The following is a 26,012-nucleotide window of genomic DNA, read 5'->3' as shown; positions in this document are numbered from 1 at the left end:
TCAATTGAACGCCTTTTTTATTGGAATATTTATTTTACAGGAACTGGAAAAATGGGTAAACTAGTATGTCCCAATTCATCAACGGATTGTATGGCAAAGAAATAATTGTCTTTTGAATACGGAATGGAGGTGACCGTGTCTTTTACAAAAAATGTTTTTTCCCAATGAGAAGAAGATGTTTCACGGATTAATACATTGTAACCATAAATTTTTTTCCCTTCTGGAGCTGTCCAAACTAAATCGGAAAAGTTGGTTAGTTCCGTTATTTTCACTCCTACATTATTCGGTGCTTTAGGAGACAAGCCCAAATTACTCAAAGTAGCCAAGTTGGCACAGGTCACTTTTCTCATATATTCAAAATCCATAAATTCAGGTAAATCACCAAATTGGGTTCCTTTTTCTAGTCTAATATCTTGATGTTGATGATCGTAGTTCTCGTTCATTTCGCAAAAGCGAATGGCGGTAAATCCGTTCTGCGAAAATGGAGTATGGTCTCCACCCCTAAGAAAGCGGTCGTTTCGGTATACTAAATTAATATTCAATTGATCCACATATTGACTTGTTGTTGTTTTAATGTAACGTGCTAATTGACGTGACGGACTATCATTTTCACGATTTGTAGATTTTCTCACTTTGGCTTCCGCTTCAGTTTCTAAATACGGAATAGTTTCACTAAAAACGCGTACATTTAAATTATCTCTTAAACCAGTTCCGTTTGATAAGCTATTGCCAATCATATCATTATTTAGCATGGCAACAACATTCCAATTTTCTGCTTTGGCTTTATCGGCTAAATGTTTAGCACCATATAATCCTTGCTCTTCTCCAACAACAGCAACGAAAATAATCGTAAAAGGAAATTCTCTTTTGCTCATAATTCGGCTAATTTCCATTACCGCCGCGACACCAGAACCATCGTCATTGGCACCTGGGGCGTCAATTGTAGTATTCATTACATCTGATGCTCGTGAATCTAGATGTCCACTGATAATCAAAACACGATTATCGGTTGGATCAGTTCCTTTTAATGTAGCCATTACATTGCCTAATTGGCTATCAGTAGCAATTCTTTTACCATCTGCTTTAACCGTGAAATAATCAATTTCGGCAGATAATCTTCCGTTGGATTCTTTAGCATATTTATCAAACTCGGATTTTACCCAGCGTTGCGCAGCTCCAATACCTCGTGTATTACTTTTGGTATCGCTTAAGGTATGACGCGTGCCAAAAGAGACTAGTTTTCGTACCGTATTTTCCATATTGGAAGCGCTAACTTCCGAAACCATTTTTTTAATTTCTGGATCGCTTACAATTGTTTGTGCAGGACTAATTTGAAACATCAATCCCATTAGAATTGTATAAATAAAAGAGGTAGTTTTCATAAATTGGATTTTATTGATGCGCTAAAGTTACTGAAAGAGTTCAATTATTGATTTTTATAAACTCAATTATTTTTTTAATTACTTGAGAATCACCTAATATTTTGCGGTGTTCTAGACCTTCGGTTAACATAAGTTCTCCTTTTTTACAATGTTGATGAATATTAATTCCAGCTTGTACTGGAACTTCAAGATCGTTTTTGTCGTGGATTACTAATATAGGAACGTCTAGAGTTCTCGCTGCTTTATAGGCTGAGAAGTTATCCATTGCTTCGTTATATTTTTTCTCGAAATAGTCTCTCAATTTGAAACTAATGATAGGTTTTAATTTTAGTCTTCGAATAAAATTATCCAAAATATCCTGAACACTATCTCCACTTCCAATGACCGCAATTTTTTGTACTTGTAATCCTGATTTTGCAGCATTTAACACCGCCATTCCACCTAAAGAGTGTCCAATAGCAATTTCAAAAGGGCCAAATTGTTTTTCTAATTCAAAAATAGAGGCAATAAATTCGAGCATAATACTTGAGTTACCTGGTGACTTTCCGTGAGCAGGCGCATCAAAACTAATAGTAGCATAGCCTTCTTGTAGTAAAGCATCGGCTATTTTAAAAAGTTGCGTTCCTCTTCCGGACCAACCGTGAACTAAAAGCACTTTTTTAGAACTATTCCCATATTCATACACCATAATCGATTTATTGATGTTAGGGATCAGAATTAATTGCTGTTTAGTACTATTATCCATGCCTAATTCTCGTTTAGGTACTTTGTGTTTGATGGGAGTGGTGAATAATTTTGCAGCAAATACAGTAACGGCTCTTGTAGAGATATGGCTTAAAAATGCACTAATCCATAGAATAATTTTAGGAATCGCTAAAGGCTTAGCTGAATTTATTGGTTTTTTTGACATTGTCGTAATTCTTTAAGAAAGTTCTAAAGTAATCGTTTTTTTACTAAATTTAGAAAAACATAAAAGTACTTTAATTAACAATGTATTACCCCAATATTTTGAAGAATCCATAATACTTTACTAACATTAAATATTCATTCGGAAATGAAGGCAAAAAAGAAAAATGTAATTGCGATTATTTTAGGAGGAGGACAAGGTTCTCGATTGTATCCATTAACAGAAACCCGCTCGAAACCTGCAGTTCCAATAGGTGGAAAATACCGATTAGTAGATATTCCAATTTCCAATTGCTTGAATTCTGATATTTATAGAATGTTTGTTTTGACTCAGTTCAATTCGGCTTCCTTAAATGCACACATTAAAAACACCTATAATTTTAGTGTATTTAGCCACTCGTTCGTTGATATCTTAGCTGCTGAACAAACTCCAGATAATCCAACTTGGTTCCAAGGGACATCGGATGCGGTGCGTCAATGCATGCCTCATTTTTTAAATCATGATTTTGATTATGCTTTGATTCTTTCTGGAGACCAATTATATCAAATGGATTTTAATGAAATGATTGAAGCGCATATTGCCGCTCAAGCAGACATTTCTATTGCTACGTTGCCTGTAAATGCTAAAGATGCACCTGAGTTTGGGATATTAAAAACCAATGCAGAAAGTTGTATTGAAGCTTTTATTGAAAAGCCAGCAGCGGAATTATTGCCTAAGTGGGAATCGGATGTGAGTGACGAAATGAAAGCGCAAGGAAAACATTATTTGGCTTCGATGGGGATTTATATTTTCAACAGAAAATTATTGGTGGAGTTGATGAAAAATCCTGACACCAAAGATTTTGGTAAAGAAATTATTCCTCAGGCTGTTGGTCATCAAAAAATCTTGAGTTACCAATACGAAGGGTATTGGACAGATATTGGAAATATTGATTCGTTTTTTGAAGCTAATATTGGATTGACAGATGATATTCCACAATTCAATTTATTTGATAACGAAAATAAAATCTATACACGACCAAGGTTATTGCCTCCTTCTAAATTTCAGAAAACATTAATAGATAAATCGCTCATTTCTGAAGGATGTATCTTAAATGCAAAGGAAATTAATAAGTCTGTTATTGGTATTCGTTCCCGTATAGGAGTGGGTACTATTATTCAAAATAGTTATGTGATGGGAAATGACTACTATCAAAGTATCGAGGATATGAACGATGATATTTATAATGACAAATTATTAGTGGGTATTGGAGAACGTTGTTTTATCAATAATGCACTTGTTGATAAGAATGTCCGTATTGGAAATGATGTTTATATTAATGGCGGTAAGCACTTAGAAAACTGTTCCAATGAATTGTACGCGGTTAAAGATGGAATCGTTGTCATTAAAAAAGGAGCTATAATTCCAAATAATTTTGTTGTGAAGTAGTTACTTGGGCTATTTTATCCTAAAAAGCAAAAAACTCAATTGGTAAAATATAATAGCGTGAATGTTGATAATTTTAAGTTTATTTATAATTATTAGCATTCAAAATCTATTATTTTTAGAATACCCATAATTTTTAGGGTAAAGTTTTGCGTATCTATTTTTTTTACTAAATTTCCAATTCAATATAATTTTATACAATGCAGTATCAAACCCGTATTATAATAGAAAATGTTTCACCTCAATTAGATGGAGGTGCTTTTGCAATAAAAAGAATTGTTGGTCAAAAAGTTCGTGTTACTGCATCTGTTTTTTCAGATGGACATGATGTAATTCAGTGTAGTGTAAAATTCAAACACCAATCGGATAAAAAATGGCAAGAAGTTCGAATGATTCCTATGGAAAATGATGAATGGCAGTGCGAATTTAAAGTCGAAAAACAAGGCACATATACTTATTTTGTTGAAGGTTGGGTGGATTATGCGCTGAATTGGCAGCATGGTACAGAACGAAAAATATTTGATAGTCAGCATGTGAAGTCTGAATTATTAGAAGGTGCCGAATATGTAAAAGAGGTTATTGCATTAGCAACAAAAGAAGAAAAGAAATATTTAGACAATGTGGTGACTTTATTTACGACAGATTCTGAATATGAAAATGGGGTTAGTGAAGCAATATCTCATGATTTGACGCAGATTTTCAAAAAATATCCTACGCGTTTTCTTGCGAATCAATCACAAGAACTTCAGGTATATGTGGATAGAGAAAAAGCTTTGTTTAGTACTTGGTACGAATTTTTTCCACGTTCGGCTTCGCAAGAAGAAGGAAAACATGGAACATTTAAAGATTGTGAAACGCTTTTACCAAGAGTTGCCGCTATGGGATTTGATACGTTGTATTTTCCTCCCATTCATCCTATCGGAGAAGTGAACCGAAAAGGAAAAAACAATGCTACGAATGCAGCGCCAGGAGATGTAGGATCGCCTTGGGGAATAGGTTCTCAATATGGCGGACATAAAGCCACTCATCCTGAATTAGGAACTATTGAAGATTTTAAATCACTAGTAAAAACAGCTAAAGATTTAGGTATTGAGGTGGCTATGGATTATGCTTTACAAGCGGCTCCTGATCATCCTTATGTAAAGGAATTTCCTCAATGGTTCAAATGGCGTCCTGATGGCACGGTACAATATGCTGAAAATCCGCCTAAAAAATACCAAGATATTTTACCTATTTATTTTGAAAGTAGTGATTGGAAAAATCTTTGGAAAGAGTTGCTTGATGTGGCTTTATTTTGGGTCGAAGAATGCGGCATTCGAGTGTTTAGAGTAGATAATCCACATACAAAACCATTTTATTTTTGGGGTTGGTTGATTGCCGAAATCAAGAAGAAACATCCTGATGTGCTGTTCTTGGCGGAAGCTTTTACGCGTCCAAAAATAATGAATGAATTAGCCAAACAAGGGTTTAGTCAATCGTATACGTATTTTACTTGGAGAAATTCAAAAAGTGAATTGACAGAATATGTAACTGAATTAACGCAATCCGATCAAAAAGAATTTTACCGACCTAATTTCTGGCCGAATACTCCTGATATCAATCCATTTGCATTACAAAGTGGTAACGAATCCGTGCATTTGCAAAAGTATTTCTTAGCAGCTACTTTAAGTTCTAGTGTTGGAATTTATGGACCTGTATTTGAATACCGAGTTTGTGAACCAATGGCTCCAGGCAAAGAAGAATACCTCAATTCAGAAAAGTATGAATTTGTGAAATGGGATTGGAGTGTACAAAACAAATTAACCACTTTAATAACCCGAATCAATTTCATTCGAAAAGAGCAATCGTCATTGCAACAAACGAATAATATTGTTTTTTGTGATACCCATAATGATCAAATTTTAGCCTATTATAAATTTGATGACGACAAACAAAATGAAACACTGATGGTAGTGAATTTGGATCCATTTAATACGATTCAAACTTCAATCAGAATTCCGGTAGAGCAATTAGGAACACAACAAATTCAAGTGACTGACTTGATTACAGGAAATAGTTATTACTGGAATCAGGAGTGGAATTTTATAGAACTTTCGCCAGAACTACCATTTCATCTATTTAAAATTCAGCGATAATGAAAGAACACAAGATCAACGAAGCCGAATTTCAAAATCCATTTGTTTTTAAAACAGATTGGAAAAATGCCTTTGATGACGAAGAATTTGTAAAAGTTTTTTCGTCAGATATTTTAGAAAACTACATTATCAACAAGCGTTGGTATGGCGGTAAGGCGAGTACATTGAAATATATCGAGGTAGTTGATTCTTTTAAAATTACCTCAAAAAACAATAATTACTATGGTGTGCTGTTGGAGGTAAATTTTAAAGAAGCTTTCTTTCAACATTATTTTATGCCTATTTCTTTTATGTTAGAAGAGGAATTGGATACCAATACGATTATTGCTCCTGTTAAATTGAACGATAAGGAAGGTTTTTTGGTAGATGCTTTGCATCAAGAAGATTTTAGAAAATTACTTTTTGATAAAATCATTAACTCAAAAGAAAATGACATTTCAAAAGTGAATTTTCACAAGGGGGTGAAATTAGTTGATAAAGAATATATTTCATCTAAATTCATGGGGGTAGAGCAAAGTAATACTTCCATTATTTACAATGAAAATTTAGTATTAAAGATCTTTAGACGCATCTATATCAGTATGAATCCCGACTACGAAATTAGTCGTTTTCTAACAGAAAGAATGAATTTTAAAAGTTCGCCTGAATACAAAGGAAGTATTAGCGTTAATTTTTCTGAAGGAGATATAACTTTAGGATTAATGCAAGAATTAGTTCCAAATCAGGGCGATGCTTGGAAATATATGTTGGACGAAGTAGATCGAATTTTCTCTAATTTGAGTTCGAAAAAAATAAATATTGATAGGTTACCTAATATTCAACTGTTTCAGAAATTACGATTGAATGAAGTACCTCCAGAAATTATCGATTGGGCTGGATTGAGTGTTATTTTGCGTATCCAAACTTTAGCAAGACGTACTGCTGAAATGCATATTGCCTTAGGAAGTGATATACACGAAACGGCTTTTACACCAACTACTTACAATGGTGATTACACGGTTTGGTTAAAAAACAGATTGACCTATCAATTTCAGAATCGATTGAATATTCTGGAAAATAATTTGCATAAATTAGATGGTTTAGCATTAGACTTGGCCAATCAATTTTTAGATCATAAAAAAGAAATTCGAAAATTATTCTTGGATTTTGATTGGACTAAAATGAAATCGGAACGTATCCGAATTCACGGCGATTATCACTTGGGACAAGTCCTTGTGAATGGCGATGATTTTTATATTTTAGATTTTGAAGGAGAACCAGAAAGTACTATTCGGGATAGAAAAGTAAAACAGCCGCCATTGAAAGATGTGGCGGGAATGTTCCGCTCCTTTCATTATTCTATTTATGCAACTATTTTCAACAATAAAGAGAAGTATCCGTTTGAACAAAAAGAGTTGTTTAAGGCAGGAGAAGTGTTATTCAAATATTTTGTTGGCGTATTTTTACAAACCTATGTAGAAGTTGCTCAAGCAGGTAATTTGAATATTGGTTACAACAAAGAAATTGACTTTTTGTTGAAATATTGCTTGTTAGAAAAAGCAGTGTATGAACTTGGTTATGAGTTGAATTCACGTCCGCGTTGGTCTGTGATTCCGTTGACGGGTATTGCAAGCATTATGGAATTTGATAAAAAATAATTTGAAAATAAAAGTAGAGTAACTACTTATAGAAATACAAACTTACAATGAACAAAGTACAAGGATATTCCCTTTTTACCGATTTTGACATCGATTTATTTAAGGCAGGAAAACATTTCAGACTGTATGAAAAATTAGGAGCACATCCTATAGTAGTAGATGGAGTTTCGGGTGTTTATTTTGCAGTTTGGGCGCCATCAGCACGATCAGTATCGGTTGTTGGGGATTTTAACTATTGGATTCAAGGAGAGCATCAATTACAAGTGCGTTGGGATTCTTCTGGAATTTGGGAAGGTTTCATTCCTGGAGTTCAAAAAGGAACGTCTTATAAATATAAAATACAATCAGATAATGGTGGAATTATTACTGAAAAAGCAGATCCATTTGCTTTTTATTGTGAAAAACCACCTCATACTGCCTCTGTAATCTGGGATTTAGATTACAAATGGAAGGATTCAAAATGGATGAAAACTCGTAAAGAGCACAACGATTTAGATAAGCCGTATTCGGTTTACGAGGTGCATTTGGGGTCTTGGAGGCGTCATGGTTCAGAGAATCGTTTTTTGACGTATTTAGAATTCGCAGACGAATTAGTTCAATATGTAAAAGAAACTGGGTTTACTCATGTAGAGTTTATGCCTGTTATGGAATATCCGTATGACCCTTCTTGGGGATACCAATTAGTTGGTTATTTTGCACCAACTTCTCGTTTTGGTACGCCACAAGAATTTATGGTTTTGGTTGACAAATTACACCAAGCAGGAATTGGAGTGATTTTGGATTGGGTTCCTTCTCACTTTCCTGATGATGCACATGGATTAGGTTTCTTTGATGGTTCTAATCTTTTCGAACATCCTGACAGGCGTAAAGGGTACCATCCGGATTGGAAAAGTTTAGTATTTAATTATGGACGAAATGAAGTGCGTTCCTTTTTAATTAGTAATGCATTATTTTGGCTGCAACATTATCACGTTGACGGTCTTCGAGTAGATGCAGTTGCTTCTATGTTGTATTTAGACTATTCTAGAAAAGACGGGGAGTGGGAGCCTAATATTTTTGGAGGAAGAGAAAATCTAGATACCATCAGTTTCTTAAAAGATTTTAATGAAGCCGTTTATGCTAATTATGAAGGAGTTCAAACTATTGCTGAAGAAAGCACCTCGTTTCCAATGGTTTCTAGACCCACATTTGTAGGAGGTTTAGGTTTTGGAATGAAATGGATGATGGGTTGGATGCATGATACGTTGCAGTACTTCAAAAAAGACCCAATTCACAGAAAATACCATCAAAATGATTTGACATTTTCCATGACCTATGCGTTCTCTGAGAATTTTATGTTGCCACTTTCTCATGATGAAGTGGTGTATGGCAAGAGTTCGATTGCAGGAAGAATGCCTGGTGATGAATGGCAGAAATTTGCCAACTTGAGATTATTGTACGGTTATATGTTTACGCATCCTGGAACAAAATTATTGTTTATGGGAGCTGAGTTTGGACAAAGTAGCGAATGGAATTTTGAACAAAGTTTGGATTGGCATTTACTAGAATACCCATTGCACGTGGGGGTTAAAAAGTTAATTTCAGGATTGAATGATCTGTATAAATCGCAACCCGCATTACACGAAAAACAATTTAGTCCAGAAGGATTTGAGTGGATTAATTATTCAGATCATCATAATGCAGTAATGGCTTACATTCGTAAAGGGAATAATTCAAAAGAAGATGTAATCGTAGTGTGCAATTTCACTCCAGTAGTCCGTAAAAATTATAGAATTGGCTTACCTCAAAAAGGGAAATTAGTAGAAATTTTCAATAGTGATGCCGAAATTTACGGAGGAAGTGGTGTAGCGAATCTAGGTAAATTAACGATAGAAAATTCGCCTTATGATGGACGAGATTATTCTGTAGCATTGGATTTAGCGCCATTAGCTGTAATGGTATTTAGAGTTTCGTAGTTTAGCTGTATATTTTGTTTTTATTCGATTTAGATTTTAAAAGATGTTTTAAAAATGTAATTTTGTAACTCTTAAATCTAAATCGAATGAAAAAATACTTTTTACTTGGATTATCCGCCTTCGGATTATTATTTTCTTGTGCAACTAACCCATTAACAGGAAAATCAACGCTTAACTTTGTTTCTAATTCTGAATTATTTCCATCATCTTTCCAGCAATATGGTACATTTCTAAAGGAGAATAAAGTAATTACGGGTACAGCCGAAGCAAAATTAGTAGAGAAAGTAGGTGTCAGAATTAAATTAGCCGCTGAGAAATATTTGAATTATTTGGGACAAACCCAATATTTAAAAGATTACGCTTGGGAGTACAAATTAGTAGAAAGTAAAGAAGTAAATGCTTGGTGTTTGCCAGGTGGTAAAATTGTAGTGTATTCAGGAATATTGCCTGTTACACTAAATGAAGCAGGACTTGCAACGGTAATGGGGCACGAAGTTTCTCATGCTTTGGCTAATCATGGAGCACAACGTATGAGTGCGGCTCAATTGCAACAAATAGGCGCTGTTGGGGTAGCGCTGGCCACAGGAAAAGAAAGTGCCGATAAACAAGAAATGTGGCAGAAATATTATGGTATAGGCTCTCAAGTAGGGGTGATGTTGCCCTTTAGTCGAAGTCATGAAAGTGAAGCCGATAAAATAGGTTTGGCTTTGATGGCAATTGCAGGTTATAATGTAGAGGAATCCGTTGTATTCTGGGAAAGAATGGCAGCCAAATCATCGGGAAAATCGCAGCCAGAGTTTTTGAGCACACACCCTTCTGATGCCACTCGAATTGCAGATTTAAAAGCTTTAATTCCTGAAGCGAAAACAATTGCAGCTAAAGTTGGAATAATTGCTAAATAATAAAATAAGTTGAATTTAAAAACAGGCTATTTTTTAACAGAAAATAGCCTGTTTTTTTTATCAAATACGATTTAAAACCCGAATTTGTTCTGGTTTTTGTGATACTAATTAAAAAATAAATAAATTAGTCCCCTAAACCAAAAGAATTATGGCAGATTTACTAAAAGGGGATAAGAAGTTATTAAATGCTTGGGCATTTTATGATTGGGCTAATTCAGTATATTCATTAGTTATATCTTCAGCTGTTTTTCCTATTTTCTACGAAGCATTATTTTCAGAACGAAGCCATTACATTACTGTTTTTGGATTCTCGCTTAAAAATTCAGCCTTAATTAGTTTTGTCACTGCATTTGCGTTTTTAGTAGTTGCTTTTATTTCTCCGATACTTTCTGGAATTTCGGATTATGTGGGAAATAAAAAATCCTTCATGAAATTTTTCTGCTATTTGGGTGCGCTTTCTTGTGTTGGACTGTATTGGTTTAGCCTTGAAAATATTTATCTCAGTTTAGTTTTTTATTTTTTAGGATTAGTGGGTTTTTGGGGTAGTTGGGTTTTTTATAATTCCTATTTACCTGATATTGCTTTTGCTGAGCAACAAGATGCGATTAGTGCAAAAGGATTTTCGTATGGTTATATCGGAAGTGTGATTCTTCTTGTGGTTAATTTGGCTATGATTATGATTCCAGATGTATTTGGAATTTCAGGTACTAAAGGGGAGGCAGCTATGAAAGCTATGCGGTATTCTTTTGTCATGGTAGGGATTTGGTGGATTGTTTTTAGTCAATATACGTATTACTATTTGCCTAAAGGGAATAAATTCGTGGCAAGTAAGATTAAACAAAACATTATTTTTAATGGTTACAAAGAGTTGCAAAAAGTATGGCATTTGTTGGCAGAAAATAAAGCTCTCAAAAGATATTTAGCTAGTTTTTTTGTGTATAGTATGGCAGTTCAGACTGTGATGTTGATCGCTACTTATTTTGGAGCACAGGAAATTCAATGGTCATCTCAAAGTGAGAGTACGACTGGATTAATTATTTGTATTTTATTGATACAATTAGTGGCTATTGTGGGAGCCACCTTTACTTCAAAAGCATCTGCTAGATATGGTAATATCCCCACTTTAGTAGTAATTAATGGCTTCTGGATTGTATTATGTGCGCTGGCCTATTTCATTACATTGCCAATTCATTTTTATGTTATGGCGGGCTTAGTAGGTTTAGTAATGGGAGGAATTCAAGCGTTGTCTCGTTCTACCTATTCTAAGTTGTTGCCACAATCTGAAGACACAGCTTCTTTTTTTAGTTTTTACGACGTAGCCGAAAAAATTGGAATTGTTATTGGAATGTGTGTGTATGGAATTATAGACCAGATTACAGGCAGTCCAAGATTTGCTATTGTGTTTTTGGGAGTATTCTTTGTTATCGGACTTGTTTTATTACGTCGTGTTCCTAAAACCACCGAATTAGAATAGGATACAAGTCTTTAATAGTACTTCATTTTTTTATTTTGGCACAAAGATTGACTTATTATGCTTCGGTCTAATGAAATACATTCTGTATAGTCTAGACCAATTGAATTTTAAAAATTAATGACAAAACGACTTATTATACTTTATGTCAAATCATAAAATACTTACTATTGACAATCTGTCACTTCAAGAATTTGATTCAGATGCTGAATTAATTCCATTATTGACTCCTGAAGACGAGGAGGAAATGAACAATGAAGAATTACCTGAAATGCTACCTATTTTGCCATTGCGCAATATGGTGTTGTTTCCAGGTGTTGTGATCCCTATTACTGCGGGGCGTGATAAATCCATTAAATTAATTAATGATGCTAATGCTTCAGGTAAAAATATTGGGGTTGTAGCACAAAAAAACGAAGAAGACGAAGATCCTACTAAATCTGATATTCATACTATTGGTACTGTAGCTCGAATTTTACGTGTGCTAAAAATGCCCGATGGTAATATTACTGTGATTCTACAAGGAAAAAAACGTTTTGAAATTGCAGAAGTAGTTTCAGAAGAACCTTACATTACCGCTACCGTAAAAGAAGTTCCTGAAAAACGTCCCAAAAAGAATGATACGGAGTTCAATGCTATTATTGATTCGTTGAAAGAGTTAGCCGTTAAAATCATTCAAGAAAGCCCGAATTTACCAAGTGAAGCAACTTTTGCAATTAAAAATATTGAAAGTAAATCGTTCTTGGTGAATTTTGTTTCGTCTAACATGAACCTTTCGGTCAAAGAGAAACAAGATTTGTTGAAAATTAATAACTTAAAAGATCGTGCTTTAGAAACCTTGCGTTTTATGAACGTAGAGTTGCAAAAATTAGAATTGAAAAATGATATTCAATCTAAAGTCCGTTTTGATTTAGATCAACAGCAACGCGAATATTTTCTTCATCAACAAATGAAAACCATTCAAGAAGAATTGGGAGGTGTTTCGCATGAAGAAGAATTTGATGAAATGAGTCAGCGCGCTAAAACTAAAAAATGGGACGAAACTACGCAAAAACACTTCGAAAAAGAATTGTCAAAATTGCGTAGAATGAATCCACAAGCGCCTGATTTTAGTATCCAAAGGAATTATTTGGATTTGTTTTTGGATTTACCTTGGAATGAATTTTCAGAAGATAATTTTGATTTAAAACGCGCACAAAAAATATTAGACCGAGATCATTTTGGTCTAGAAGAAGTAAAGAAAAGAATGATTGAGCATTTAGCAGTTTTAAAATTGCGAAATGATATGAAATCACCCATCATTTGTTTGACAGGACCTCCAGGTGTGGGTAAAACATCGATTGGGCGCTCTATTGCCGAAGCATTAGGCAGAAAATATGTTCGAATTTCTTTAGGGGGATTACGTGATGAGGCTGAAATTAGAGGGCATAGAAAAACGTATATTGGTGCTCTGCCAGGACGAATTATTCAAAGTTTGAAAAAAGCAGGAACCTCTAATCCGGTTTTTGTTTTAGACGAAATCGATAAGTTGTCAAATAGTCATAATGGCGATCCTTCGTCTGCTTTGTTAGAAGTACTAGATCCAGAACAAAACAATTCGTTTTATGATAACTTCCTTGAAATGGGTTATGATTTATCTAAAGTGATGTTTATTGCGACTTCTAATAATATGGCTACTATTCAACCCGCATTGCGCGACAGAATGGAAGTGATTCAAATGTCGGGCTATACTATCGAAGAAAAAGTAGAAATTGCACGTCAACACTTATTTCCAAGACAATTGAAAGAACACGGATTGACTTCTAAAGAGCTGACTATTGGTAAAAAACAATTGGAAAAAATCGTAGAAGGGTATACTCGTGAATCAGGGGTTCGTGGTTTGGAAAATAAATTGGCACAAGTCATTCGAAATGCTGCAAAATCTGTAGCAATGGAAGAGGAGTACAATAAAAAAGTAACCGACGAAGATATTGTGAAAGTTTTAGGTGTACCAAGATTAGAAAGAGACAAATACGAAAGTAACGATGTAGCAGGAGTGGTGACCGGATTAGCATGGACAAGTGTAGGAGGTGATATTTTATTTATAGAATCATTACTTTCTCCGGGAAAAGGTACTATGACTATTACGGGTAATTTAGGAACGGTAATGAAAGAATCGGCTACGATTGCCTTAGAGTACATCAAAGCTAATTCAGGGGTTATGGGGCTTAATTCTGAAATATTAAATAAGTACAATATTCATTTACACGTTCCAGAAGGAGCAACGCCAAAAGATGGTCCTAGTGCAGGAATTGCAATGCTAACTTCTTTGGTTTCTTTATTTACGCAAAAAAGAGTAAAGAAAAATTTAGCTATGACAGGTGAAATTACATTGAGAGGTAAAGTATTGCCTGTTGGCGGAATCAAAGAAAAAATATTAGCTGCGAAAAGAGCAAATATTAAGGAGATTATTTTGTGTCAGGAAAACAAAAGTGATATTGACGAAATAAAACCAGAATATCTAGAAGGGCTGACTTTTCATTATGTAAAAGAAATGAGCGAAGTATTAGCCATTGCTATCACAGACCAAAAAGTAAAAAATGCTAAGAAGTTAGTGTAAAACTAATTTTACTCAGAAATTTAATTCCAAATCCCAGACTGATTTTTTTCGGTTTTGGGGCTTGGAATTTTTCGTTTATTGTATTTATAATTTTATCTTCGCAATTCAAATATGGAGTAAAATTGTATTTTATTCAGCACTAAATACTATAAAAATTGACTAAAAAAATCACCATAGCCATAGACGGATTTTCTTCCACAGGCAAAAGTACTTTGGCAAAGCAGCTCGCAAAACACTTGGGTTATATCTATGTAGACACCGGAGCGATGTATCGTGCAGTAGCATTATTTGCAATGCAAAATGATTTCATATCAGTTAATTCATTAGATAAAATAGGATTAATTAATAGTTTGAAAAACATAATTTTAGAATTTAAATTTAATTCTGATTTAGGTTTTGCTGAGATGTACTTGAACGGACAAAATGTAGAAAAAGAAATACGTACTATTGAAGTGTCTGGTTTTGTAAGTAAGGTAGCTGAAATTTCGGAAGTGCGTTCTAAATTAGTAGAACAACAGCAAGAAATGGGAAAGAATAAAGCGATTGTTATGGATGGTCGTGATATTGGCACGGTGGTTTTTCCAGATGCTGAATTAAAGATTTTTATGACTGCGAGTGCTGCTACTCGGGCTCAAAGACGATTTGATGAATTACAGCAAAAAGGGGATTCGGTTACCTATGAAGAAGTTTTGAAAAATGTAGAAGAGCGGGATTATATTGATACCCATCGTGAGGACTCTCCTTTGGTAATGGCGGATGACGCAGTTGAAATCGACAATTCCCATCTTACCAGAGAAGAACAGTTTGAAGCTGTTTTAGATTTGGTGAATGCTATTGTTAAAGCGAATTAATTTTTTGCGTATTTCTTTTTTAATGTTAGATTTACAAACTATTTACTACAAATACATAAATCAGTTATGAGTATAAAATTTAGATTGACGGTCATGAGCTTTTTACAGTTCTTTGTTTGGGGAGCTTGGTTAATCACAATTGGAACCTATTGTTTTAATGCTAAAGGTTGGACAGGTGCTGAGTTTGGAGCTATTTTTTCTACTCTAGGGCTTTCTTCTTTGTTTATGCCTGCTATAACTGGAATTATTGCGGACAAATGGCTGAATGCCGAAAAATTATACGGGATTTTACATATTTTGTACGGAATCATATTAATTTATGTGCCAAAAGTTAATGATCCTAATGTATTGTATTATGTGATTTTTGGGGCTATGATTTGTTATATGCCTACTATATCATTGTCAAATTCAATTGCATATACCATCTTAAAAAATAACAAATATGATGTGGTAAAAGTTTTCCCACCTATTCGTGTTTGGGGAACGGTTGGTTTTATTGCGGCAATGTGGTTAACTAATATTTTTAGTTCGCCAAACCCGCCTAGTTTTATTCATGATTTTGGTTTGAGTGTAGGAAATGGAATAGCCACTTTATTGAATAGTCCAGTTACGGCGAATCAATTTTATTTTGCAGCATTTTTCGCTATAGTATTAGGAGTTTATTCTTTCACTTTGCCACAATGTCCACCACAACGATTGATTTCAAAAGAAGCTTCGTTTACAGAACAATTAGGATTAAATGCGTTTAAATTGTTTTCCAATTCAAAAATGGCATTATTTCTATTGTTTTCAATGTTCTTGGGAGCAGCCTTACAATTGACTAATATGTATGGAGATGCCTTTTTAAATGATTTTAAAAATTTTCCAGAATACAAAGATTCAATAGTCGTGAGTTCTTCTACTATTATTATGTCGATTTCTCAAATTTCTGAAACTGTATTTATTTTAGCTATTCCATTTTTCTTGAAACGCTTTGGAATTAAACAGGTGATGTTGTTTTCAATGATTGCTTGGGTGTTGCGTTTTGGATTGTTTGCCTTTGGAGATCCAGCCGAAGGACTATGGATGATTATATTATCTTGTATTGTATACGGAATGGCATTTGATTTTTTCAATATTTCAGGTTCGTTATTTGTTGAAACTACAACAGATTCTTCAATTCGTTCCTCTGCACAAGGATTGTTTATGATGATGACTAATGGAGTAGGAGCTTTTTTAGGAAGTTATGTAAGTGGATTGGTGATCGATAATTATTACACTCAAAACGGAATTAAAGATTGGCATAACATCTGGATTGCTTTTTCTACTTATGCTTTGATCATTGGTATAGCTTTCGCTATATTCTTTAAGCACAAACATAATCCAGCAGAATTAGAACAGGTTAAGCATTAATACATCGATTTAAATTCAATATAAAACCAAGACATGTTCTTGGTTTTTTTATGCTCAACATTCAAGATGAGTTGGGTAAAATGGAATAGGGTACTTTACTTGAATCATTACTATTGATAATCAAAGAATTAATAGTGAATTATATGTCGAAATAAATTTGACAAATTAATAAAGATGTATTACCTTTGCGCACCTTTTGGTGGATAAGGATTTCCTCTAGGTATCAATTCATTATACAAACAACTTCTGTTGTTTTCTTTCACATCAAGAAATCCGAGAAAATACAGAATACAAATTTTTAATCAGCATGTCTGAACAATTAAAATCACAAGAAGAGTTTTTAGCAAATTTTAACTGGCATAACTTCCAAGAAGGAATTGATGCAGTAGATGAGAAAAACTTACAAGAATTCGAAGCACTAGTTTCAAAAACTTTCATCGCTACAGATCAAGAAGAAGTAGTAGAAGGTGTAGTTGTTAGAATTACAGATAGAGACGTTATCGTTGATATCAATGCAAAATCGGAAGGTGTTATTTCATTAAACGAATTCCGTTACAATCCAAACTTAAAAGTAGGTGACAAAGTAGAAGTATTAATTGACATCCGTGAGGATAAAACAGGTCAATTAGTATTATCACATAGAAAAGCGCGTACTATCAAATCTTGGGATAGAGTTATCGCTGCAAACGAAACAGGTGAAATCGTTACTGGTTTTGTTAAATGTAGAACTAAAGGTGGTATGATCGTTGACGTTTTCGGAATCGAAGCATTCTTACCAGGTTCTCAAATTGATGTGAAACCAATCCGTGATTACGATGTTTACGTAAACAAAAACATGGAATTCAAAGTAGTTAAAATTAACCACGAATTCAAAAATGTTGTTGTATCTCATAAAGCGCTTATCGAAGCTGATATTGAGGTTCAGAAAAAAGAAATCATTGGTCAATTACAAAAAGGACAAGTATTAGAAGGTGTTGTTAAAAACATTACTTCTTATGGTGTGTTTATTGACTTAGGTGGTGTTGATGGATTAATCCACATTACAGACCTTTCTTGGTCAAGAATCAATCACCCAAGTGAAGTTCTTGAATTAGATCAAAAATTAAATGTTGTAATCCTTGATTTCGATGATGAGAAAACAAGAATTCAATTAGGATTGAAACAATTAAACGCTCACCCTTGGGATGCTTTAGATGCTAACTTAGCTGTTGGTGATAAAGTAAAAGGTAAAGTAGTTGTAATCGCTGATTACGGTGCATTTATCGAAGTTGCTGAAGGTGTTGAAGGTTTAATCCACGTTTCTGAAATGTCTTGGTCAACTCACTTACGTTCTGCTCAAGATTTCGTAAAAGTGGGTGATATCGTTGAAGGAGTTATCTTAACTTTAGATAGAGACGATCGTAAGATGTCTTTAGGTATCAAACAATTGACTCAAGATCCATGGACTGACATTACTTCTAAATACCCAGTAGGTTCTAAACATACAGGTATCGTTAGAAACTTTACAAACTTTGGTATTTTCGTAGAATTAGAAGAAGGAATTGATGGATTAATTTATATCTCTGACCTTTCTTGGACTAAGAAAATCAAACACCCATCTGAATTTGTAAATGTTGGTGAAAAATTAGACGTAGTAGTATTAGAATTAGATGTTGAAGGACGTAAATTATCTTTAGGTCACAAACAAACTACTGCTAATCCTTGGGATCAATACGAAGATTCTTTCGCTGTAGGAACTATCCATACAGGTGAAATTGCTGAAATCGTTGACAAAGGAGCTACTGTAGAATTTGGTGATGATATCGTTGCTTTCATTCCTACTCGTCACTTAGAAAAAGAAGACGGTAAGAAATTGAAAAAAGGAGAATCTGCTGATTTCAAAGTAATTGAATTTAACAAAGAATTCAAAAGAGTAGTTGCTTCTCACACTGCTATCTTCCGTGAAGAAGAAGAGAAAAATGTGAAAGCTGTTTCTGAAAATACTTCATCTGCTTCTACTAATGCACCAGCTGCAACTTTAGGAGATAACAATGATGTATTAGCAGCATTGAAAGCTAAAATGGAAAAAACAGAGAAAAAATAATTCTTAGTTTTTCTTAAATACAAAAGCCTCACAGAAATGTGAGGCTTTTTTTATTGCTATAGATTTTTTTTATATTTTTATTGAATTAACCAAATCTTATTTACAATGGAAGAAATTCAAACAACAGAAGAAACAAAAATGTACTTGACTGAAAACTCAAAATCATTTTTAAAGGAAACAGCCAAATGGGCGTATTTTTTATCAATCATGGGATTTATTGGAATCGCATTGCTCGTTTTACTAGCGCTATTTATGGGAACGCTTTTTGCAAAATTGGGTTCTTTAGGTGGAGGTTTAGCAACAATGGGAGCACTTGGAGGTGGATTTGTTACAACAATCTATTTGGTATTTGCAGTGATGTATTTCTTTCCTGTGTATTACTTGTATCAATTTGCTTCAAAAGCAAAAGCAGCATTTGCTACTGATAATAATGAACAATTAAATGCTTCTTTTGAGTATTTGAAGTCGCATTATAAATTTATTGGTGTTTTTACCTTAGTAATTACTATACTTTATTCACTTATATTCGTATTTGGTATCATTGGTGGAATTATGAGTGCAATGTAAAAAATAGTACGTAAAAAGAAACCCCTAAATCTAATTTAGATTTAGGGGTTTTATTTTTGCTAAAATTGAAATTATCTCAAAACAGCACCTAGTTCTGTTTCAAAATTCTTCTGTAGTTTATTCATGATTTTATCAATTTGCTCATCGGTTAAGGTTTTTGAGCTGTCTTGAATGCTAAAACTTAATGCATAAGACTTCTTACCTTCTGGTAAGTTTTGACCCTCGTATACGTCAAACAAATCAATATTTTTTAATAATGATTTTTCAGTTTGTCTAGCGATTGTATAGATACTTTCGTAAGTAACTGCTTGATCAATTAACAATGCTAAGTCTCTGCGAACTTCAGGATATTTAGGAATTTCGGTATACTTGATTTTATTCGAAACTAATTTCAAAATTACTGCCCAATTAAAATCTGCAAAAAATACTTCTTGTTTGATTCCGAAGTGTTTTAAAATAGATTTTTTTACTACACCTAATTCTACAACGGTCTCTTTTCCTAAACTGATCGCTATTCCTTCTGCAAAAATGTCAGTAGATAAGGGTTGGTTTTGTGTTTTTTGAATACCTAATCGTTCCAAAATTGCATTTACATATCCTTTAAATAAAAAGAAATCAGTTGGTTTTTGAGCAGAAGTCCAAGTTTCTTGATTTCGATTCCCAGTTATGAAAAGTGTCAAATGTTTCTTCTCTTCGTATCCAGAAGGGTAGTTGTGATAGGTTTTACCAAATTCAAATAATTTCAAATCGGTACTCTTTCTATTGATGTTATATGAAATTGCTTCTAAACCAGAAAATAATAATGACTGACGCATAGTTGCTAAATCGCTACTTAATGGATTTAACATAGTTACATTATGTTCTTCTTTCAGCATTTCTGAAAGTTGAATGTAATTAGCAGTTGTTAAAGAGTTGGCCATCATTTCATGAAATCCTTGTGAATTCAATTGAGTAGCAACTACATTCTGCATTTTATAATCTTCAGTTCTTGGCGAATTAGAAACCGTAGCATTTACCTTGTTAGAAAACTTGATATTATTGTATCCGTAAACTCTTAAAATTTCTTCAATAACATCAATTTCTCTTTGAACATCTACTCGGTATGCCGGAATAGTTAATCCTAACCCAGAGTCAGAAACACTATTTACCTTAATATCTAAAGAAACTAATATCTTTTTAATGATATCTTTTGAAATTTCTTGCCCGATAATTTTAGTCACTTTATTGAAGTTTAAGAAGACACTAAAATCTTCTACTTTTTTTGGATATACATCAATTACATCCGATGTAATTTCTCCTCCAGCTACTTCTTGAATTAATAATGCTGCACGTTTCAAAGCATATTCAGTAATAGAAGGATCGATTCCTCTTTCAAAACGGAATGAAGCATCAGTATTCAATTGATGTCTTTTCGCTGTTTTACGAACACTCACCGGATTGAAATAAGCACTTTCTAAGAAAATGGAATTGGTACTTTCTGAAACACCCGATTCTTTTCCTCCAAAAACACCTGCAATACACAATGGCCCTTTTTCGTCGCAAATCATGATATCCTCTTCGTGTAAACTTCTTTCTACATCATCTAGCGTAGTGAATTTAGTTCCAGCAGGTACTGTTTTTACAATTACTTTACCGCTAATTTTTGCCGCATCAAAAGCGTGAAGTGGTTGCCCTAATTCATGTAAAACATAGTTAGTAACATCCACAATATTGTTTTTTGGATTTAATCCAATGGCTTTTAAACGATTTTGTAACCAAGCAGGTGATGGTTTAATGCTAATTCCTGAAATAGTTACTCCGCAATATCTAGGAACTAATTTGCTGTCTTTTACGTCGATATCAATTTTTAAAGTACGCTTGTCTACTCTAAATTTACTAACCGAAGGTGTTATTAATTCTACATTAGCACCACTTTGAAGCATTCCGGCTCTTAAATCACGAGCTGTTCCTAAGTGACTCATAGCATCGGCACGATTGGGAGTTAATCCAATTTCGAATACTTCATCATTTTCGATTTTGAAAACAGTGGCAGCTGGTGTTCCAGGTTGTAATGATTGGTCTAAAACCATAATTCCGTCATGACTAGTACCAAGACCAATTTCGTCTTCAGCACATATCATTCCGTGACTTTCTTGTCCGCGGATTTTACCTTTTTTTATGGTAAAAGATTCCCCTTCTTTATCATATAAAACAGTTCCTATTGTGGCAACAGGCACTTTTTGTCCTGCGGCTACATTACTAGCACCACATACAATTTGAACTGGGATTCCATTGCCTAAATCTACAGTAGTTATTTTTAATCTATCTGCATCAGGGTGAGGGATACAAGTCAAAACGTGTCCAACGACAATTCCTTCTAATCCTCCTTTTACGGATTGGTATTTTTCAACCACTTCCACTTCTAAACCTAAATCAGTTAGTAAAGCGGCAGTTTCTTCTGATTGCCAATCTATTTTGATGAACTGTTTTAACCAGTTGTATGATATTTTCATTTTGAATAATTTTCAGGTTTGCAAATATAAGGATTGCTGATTGGAGTTGGAAACAATTTTTTTGATTTTTCAACACTAATAATAAGACATAATTTTAAAATAGAAGTTATAAATCCTATAATTAAACTAAAAATTAATTAGGAATAGTAAAGTATTATTCGGTAAAAATTACATATTTGAAATTTTAATGCTATCAATTGGAATAATTGTGCTATTAGTGACTAGATATTCAATTTAAATTTGGGTAACCTAAAAAATTATAATTATGAGTAACCTAGCACAAAGACCTGAATTTAAGGCAAAGTATGACAATTACATTGGAGGAAAATTTATAACTCCAGCAGGAGGGAAGTATTTTGATGTAGTTTCACCAATTGACGGAAAAGTTTTTACACAAGCCGCTCACTCTAGCAAAGAAGATTTAGATTTAGCTGTTGATACAGCACATAAAGCATTTCAAACTTGGGGGAAAACTTCTGCAACAGAACGCAGTATTTTATTAAATAAAATAGCTCAAGTTATGGAAGATAACCTTGAATATATTGCAACAGTTGAAACCATTGATAATGGGAAGGCAATTCGTGAGACTTTAGCAGCAGATATTCCATTAGCGATTGACCACTTTAGATATTTTGCAGGAGTAATTCGTGCAGAAGAGAGTTCGATTGCCGAATTAGATTCTCAAACGGTTTCTATCGCTTTGAGTGAACCATTAGGTGTTATTGCCCAAATTATTCCTTGGAATTTCCCTATTTTAATGGCGGTTTGGAAATTAGCACCTGCTTTAGCAGCAGGAAATACGGTAGTATTAAAACCTGCAGAAAGTACACCAATTTCTATTATGGTATTAATGGAATTAATTGGCGATATTCTTCCTCCAGGAGTAGTGAATATTGTTAATGGATTTGGAGCCGAATTAGGAAGAGCATTGGTTACTAATAAAAAAGTATCTAAAGCAGCCTTTACTGGTTCTACAGCAACAGGACGTTTGGTAATGCAATATGCTACTGAAAACATTATTCCTGTAACATTAGAATTGGGAGGTAAATCACCAAATATTTTCTTCCCATCGGTTGCAGATGCCGACGATGCCTTTTTTGACAAAGCAGTCGAAGGTGCTGTAATGTTTGCTTTAAACCAAGGCGAAATTTGTACCTGTCCATCACGATTATTGGTACATGAATCAATCTATGATAAATTTATTGCCAAAGTAATTGAGAGAACAGCTGCTATAAAACTAGTGAGTCCTTTGGATAAAACAGCGATGATGGGAGCTCAAGCGTCAATTGTTCAAAAAGAGAAAATTTTATCCTATATTAAATTAGGAAAAGAAGAAGGGGCAGAGGTCTTAATTGGTGGTGAAGAAAATAAATTAGGAGGTGATTTAGATGGAGGATACTATATTAAACCAACTATTTTTAAAGGACACAACAAAATGCGTATTTTTCAAGAAGAAATTTTTGGACCTGTATTGGCAGTAACTACTTTTAAAACTACTGAAGAAGCGATCGAAATTGCAAATGATACTATGTATGGTTTAGGAGCAGGGGTTTGGACGCGTGATGCACACGAATTGTACCAAGTTCCAAGAGCCATTCAAGCAGGGCGTGTTTGGGTAAACCAATACCACGCTTATCCAGCTGGAGCTCCTTTTGGAGGCTACAAACAATCAGGAATTGGTCGTGAAAATCACAAAATGATGTTAGGACATTATCGTCAAACTAAAAATATGTTGATTTCGTATGACAAAAATAAATTAGGTTTCTTTTAATAAAAACTGATTATTAAGTAACTTTAAGCCTGACAGATTTAATTTGTCAGGTTTTATTTTAAATAAAAAGCTATGAAACGTATTGCTGCTACAAAAAAAGCCATAGAATTAATTCATGTATTGCAAGAGCAACACGGAGATTTGATGTTTTACCAAGCAGGAGGTTGTTGCGAAGGAACCCAACCCCAATGTTTTGAAAAAGGAGGTTTTTACCAACGAATGGGGGATGTGTGTATTGGTACTGTTGAAAATGCGGAGTTTTGGGTAGATAAAGATTTATTCGAATATTGGAAACACGCTCATTTTACTTTGGATGTAATTGATGGTTTTGGTGCAGGTGGTTTTTCTTTAGAAACTCCAATGAAGAAAACCTTTATAATTAAATATCGATTATTTACTCCCGAAGAGGAAAAACTGTTAGAACCTGTAACCGTTATTGAATAATAGTATTTACGTGCAATAATTGGTATTGTTTTGGAGTAATTCCTTCTTGTTTTTTGAACAAACGGGTAAAATAATTAGCATCTTCAAAACCAGACAAATAGCAGACTTCGTTAATTTGAATAGTTGGATTTTTTAATAATTTTTTAGCTGCACGTATTTTCTCGTGCAACACAAAATCAATCGGACTCATACCTAATTCCCTTTTAAATAAGCGATAAAACGAAGTAGTACTCATACACGACTTTTCACTCAATCGTTTCAAAGTCATATTTTCTCTTAAATTCTTTCGAATAAAATCCACCACTTCAGTAATAGGATTGTTAGGATCTTTAAATGAGCCTTCTTCAATAGCCTTTGCTGTTTGAGTTTGTATGATTCGAATGAGTAATTCTTGTAGTGTTAAGTCGGCTAAAACGTCTTTTGTAATCGAAGTACTCATGCACTCTTTTACTAATTTATTGATGGTGGTAGCTAGTTCTACATTATTATAAAAAAAATAGTTTTGATAATTCAATTGCCAAAACTGAGTATTTCCTTCTTTAGGATAACGCTCGTTCAAAAAATGTAGCATTTCAGTAATTTTAGTTTGGTCTATAGCCAAAGCTAAGCATTGTGTTGGATTATTAGTAGTAGCTTCTGGAAAATCAATTTTCATTGCTACATTTGAAGGAATTACAACAGTTTCTCCCGGTAAATAATCAAATCCTGGTTCGTCAAAAAGGTGCATCACTTTTTTCCCTCTCAACATACTAGTCACGACCAAATCATTAAATTTCAAAGGGACTAATTGTGACGCTTCGTAGGTTTCAAAAAGATTCAGCTCACAATTATTTAAGGAATACACAGTCCTATTTTCCACTAAAGTTTTTAGTGATTTCTCATGGGTTAGGGCAGGAGTATGTAATAAGGTTTTAGACAACTTGAAATTATTTAATAATCTAAAGATACTAAATATTTCTTTTGCTCATTCAATTGTATTATTTTTTTAGAAAAGGAATTAATCCTCCAAAATACACTTTTTGATCATCATAAAAATCCATGTGACTTCCTTTTGGACAAAATAAATACGTTCCGTTTTGAACTAATTTTGACATCTCTTCCATGTGTTTAGGATCCATCGTATCGTATTTAGCTCCAATAACTAGAGTAGGGATAGTGATGTTTTTTAAATCGGCTTTTCTATCCCATTTTTCTAATTTTCCTGAAATACCAAACTCACTCGGACCTTGCATGGTTACATACAACGATTGGTTTAATTTACCCATAGAACGATTAACTGGTTCTGGCCAATCTTTTGAAGGGAATCGAAGAATGTGTTTTTCATAAAAATTAGGAACCAATAATTCCATATATCTTGGATTAGAGAAATCTTTGTCCGCTTCAATTTGGTTAATTTCAGCTAACACTTTCGGATCCATTTGTTTGGCTAATACTTCATCGGCGTATTTTCCATATTCAGGACAGCTAGACATCATATTGGATATAATTAGGCCTTTCATATTGTGTTGGTATTTTAAGGCATATTCCATAGCTAAAATTCCACCCCAAGAATGACCTAACATATAAAAATTGGATGAATCTAAATTCAAGGCTTTTCTAACTTGTTCCACTTCCTCAACATAGCGACCCAAATCCCAAAGCGCTACATCATTAGGATTATCTGAATTACCACAACCCAATTGGTCGTAATAAATTATTTCAATTCCTTCGGCAGGCAAGAAGTTTTCAAAACATTCAAAATATTCATGCGTAGCCCCAGGACCACCATTAAGAAGCAGTAGTTTTATCTTCGGATTGTTACCTATTCGCTTTGTCCAAACGTTGAAAGTGCCTTTTGAAGTAGTAATTGGAATTACTTTTACACCACCATTTTGAATACTATCCTTTGTTTTTTCAAAATATACAGATGAATTTTCTGTAGTTCCTTTTTGGCAAGACGCTAAAAAAGAAACCATTAAAATAAATAAAACTTTAATTGTAATTTTCATAGTATTCGTTT

At 33.8% G+C, this 26,012-nt stretch carries 18 protein-coding genes; 13 read left to right on the top strand and 5 right to left on the bottom strand.

The genetic code is table 11. The features are described from left to right. Nucleotides 1–29 precede the first annotated feature (29 nt). Together RMR09_RS11190 and RMR09_RS11185 are read right to left on the bottom strand one after the other, a co-directional pair. Nucleotides 30–1,382 (bottom strand): M28 family metallopeptidase, encoded by a 1,353-nt coding sequence (locus RMR09_RS11190; RefSeq protein ID WP_310595887.1) that lies wholly within the window; start codon nucleotides 1,380–1,382, stop codon nucleotides 30–32. A 40-nt stretch (nucleotides 1,383–1,422) separates the two neighbouring features. Further along, nucleotides 1,423–2,292, bottom strand: coding sequence for an alpha/beta hydrolase (locus RMR09_RS11185; RefSeq protein ID WP_310595886.1), 870 nt, complete (start codon nucleotides 2,290–2,292; stop codon nucleotides 1,423–1,425). 144 nt (nucleotides 2,293–2,436) lie between these two features. Between RMR09_RS11185 and RMR09_RS11180 the strand changes: the two genes are divergently transcribed. The 11 genes from RMR09_RS11180 (at nucleotide 2,437) to RMR09_RS11130 (ending at nucleotide 19,306) form a co-directional block, all read left to right on the top strand. After that, nucleotides 2,437–3,717 carry a glucose-1-phosphate adenylyltransferase gene (locus RMR09_RS11180; RefSeq protein ID WP_310595885.1) on the top strand — a complete coding sequence of 427 codons (1,281 nt, stop codon included), beginning with the start codon at nucleotides 2,437–2,439 and terminating at the stop codon, nucleotides 3,715–3,717. Between the two features lie 197 nt (nucleotides 3,718–3,914). Next, on the top strand, nucleotides 3,915–5,849 hold the full coding sequence (locus tag RMR09_RS11175) for an alpha-1,4-glucan--maltose-1-phosphate maltosyltransferase (protein WP_310595884.1): 1,935 nt from the start codon (nucleotides 3,915–3,917) through the stop codon (nucleotides 5,847–5,849). Next, nucleotides 5,849–7,486 (top strand): trehalose synthase, encoded by a 1,638-nt coding sequence (locus tag RMR09_RS11170; protein WP_310595883.1) that lies wholly within the window; start codon nucleotides 5,849–5,851, stop codon nucleotides 7,484–7,486. The genes RMR09_RS11175 and RMR09_RS11170 overlap by 1 nt, the downstream gene beginning before the upstream one ends. A 47-nt stretch (nucleotides 7,487–7,533) precedes the next feature. Further along, entirely contained in the window at nucleotides 7,534–9,441 is a 1,908-nt protein-coding gene (gene glgB, locus RMR09_RS11165) for a 1,4-alpha-glucan branching protein GlgB (protein ID WP_310595882.1), read from the top strand. Nucleotides 9,442–9,527: 86 nt separating this feature from the next. After that, complete coding sequence (locus tag RMR09_RS11160; RefSeq protein WP_310595881.1) at nucleotides 9,528–10,343, top strand: M48 family metallopeptidase; 816 nt, start codon at nucleotides 9,528–9,530, stop codon at nucleotides 10,341–10,343. A gap of 148 nt (nucleotides 10,344–10,491) precedes the next feature. Next, nucleotides 10,492–11,817, top strand: coding sequence for an MFS transporter (locus RMR09_RS11155; RefSeq protein WP_310595880.1), 1,326 nt, complete (start codon nucleotides 10,492–10,494; stop codon nucleotides 11,815–11,817). Nucleotides 11,818–11,959: 142 nt separating this feature from the next. After that, nucleotides 11,960–14,413 carry an endopeptidase La gene (gene lon / locus RMR09_RS11150; RefSeq protein WP_310595879.1) on the top strand — a complete coding sequence of 818 codons (2,454 nt, stop codon included), beginning with the start codon at nucleotides 11,960–11,962 and terminating at the stop codon, nucleotides 14,411–14,413. 155 nt (nucleotides 14,414–14,568) lie between these two features. Continuing rightward, nucleotides 14,569–15,264 (top strand): (d)CMP kinase, encoded by a 696-nt coding sequence (cmk, locus tag RMR09_RS11145; protein ID WP_310595878.1) that lies wholly within the window; start codon nucleotides 14,569–14,571, stop codon nucleotides 15,262–15,264. Nucleotides 15,265–15,330: 66 nt separating this feature from the next. Next, on the top strand, nucleotides 15,331–16,656 hold the full coding sequence (locus RMR09_RS11140; protein ID WP_310595877.1) for a nucleoside permease: 1,326 nt from the start codon (nucleotides 15,331–15,333) through the stop codon (nucleotides 16,654–16,656). A gap of 307 nt (nucleotides 16,657–16,963) precedes the next feature. After that, nucleotides 16,964–18,739 carry a 30S ribosomal protein S1 gene (rpsA, locus tag RMR09_RS11135; protein WP_310595876.1) on the top strand — a complete coding sequence of 592 codons (1,776 nt, stop codon included), beginning with the start codon at nucleotides 16,964–16,966 and terminating at the stop codon, nucleotides 18,737–18,739. Nucleotides 18,740–18,844: 105 nt separating this feature from the next. Next, nucleotides 18,845–19,306, top strand: coding sequence for a DUF5362 family protein (locus RMR09_RS11130; RefSeq protein ID WP_310595875.1), 462 nt, complete (start codon nucleotides 18,845–18,847; stop codon nucleotides 19,304–19,306). Nucleotides 19,307–19,377: 71 nt separating this feature from the next. Here the strand turns inward: RMR09_RS11130 and pheT are convergent, their stop codons facing one another. Further along, the gene (gene pheT, locus RMR09_RS11125) at nucleotides 19,378–21,798 is read right to left on the bottom strand and encodes a phenylalanine--tRNA ligase subunit beta (RefSeq protein WP_310595874.1); all 2,421 of its coding nucleotides are present in this window, start codon (nucleotides 21,796–21,798) and stop codon (nucleotides 19,378–19,380) included. Nucleotides 21,799–22,063: 265 nt separating this feature from the next. Between pheT and RMR09_RS11120 the strand changes: the two genes are divergently transcribed. Further along, nucleotides 22,064–23,569: an aldehyde dehydrogenase family protein gene (locus tag RMR09_RS11120; RefSeq protein ID WP_310595873.1), complete on the top strand. Its 1,506-nt coding sequence runs from the start codon at nucleotides 22,064–22,066 to the stop codon at nucleotides 23,567–23,569. 72 nt (nucleotides 23,570–23,641) lie between these two features. Continuing rightward, complete coding sequence (locus RMR09_RS11115; RefSeq protein WP_310595872.1) at nucleotides 23,642–24,013, top strand: DUF779 domain-containing protein; 372 nt, start codon at nucleotides 23,642–23,644, stop codon at nucleotides 24,011–24,013. Here the strand turns inward: RMR09_RS11115 and RMR09_RS11110 are convergent. Next, nucleotides 24,003–24,932: an AraC family transcriptional regulator gene (locus RMR09_RS11110; RefSeq protein ID WP_310595871.1), complete on the bottom strand. Its 930-nt coding sequence runs from the start codon at nucleotides 24,930–24,932 to the stop codon at nucleotides 24,003–24,005. The two genes, RMR09_RS11115 and RMR09_RS11110, sit on opposite strands and share 11 nt — an antisense overlap. A gap of 58 nt (nucleotides 24,933–24,990) precedes the next feature. Then, complete coding sequence (locus RMR09_RS11105; RefSeq protein ID WP_310595870.1) at nucleotides 24,991–26,001, bottom strand: proline iminopeptidase-family hydrolase; 1,011 nt, start codon at nucleotides 25,999–26,001, stop codon at nucleotides 24,991–24,993. Nucleotides 26,002–26,012: the final 11 nt, after the last annotated feature.

The organism is Flavobacterium sp. (assembly GCF_031537875.1).
Lineage (GTDB): Bacteria > Bacteroidota > Bacteroidia > Flavobacteriales > Flavobacteriaceae > Flavobacterium.
This window is presented reverse-complemented; position numbering and strand designations above follow the sequence as displayed.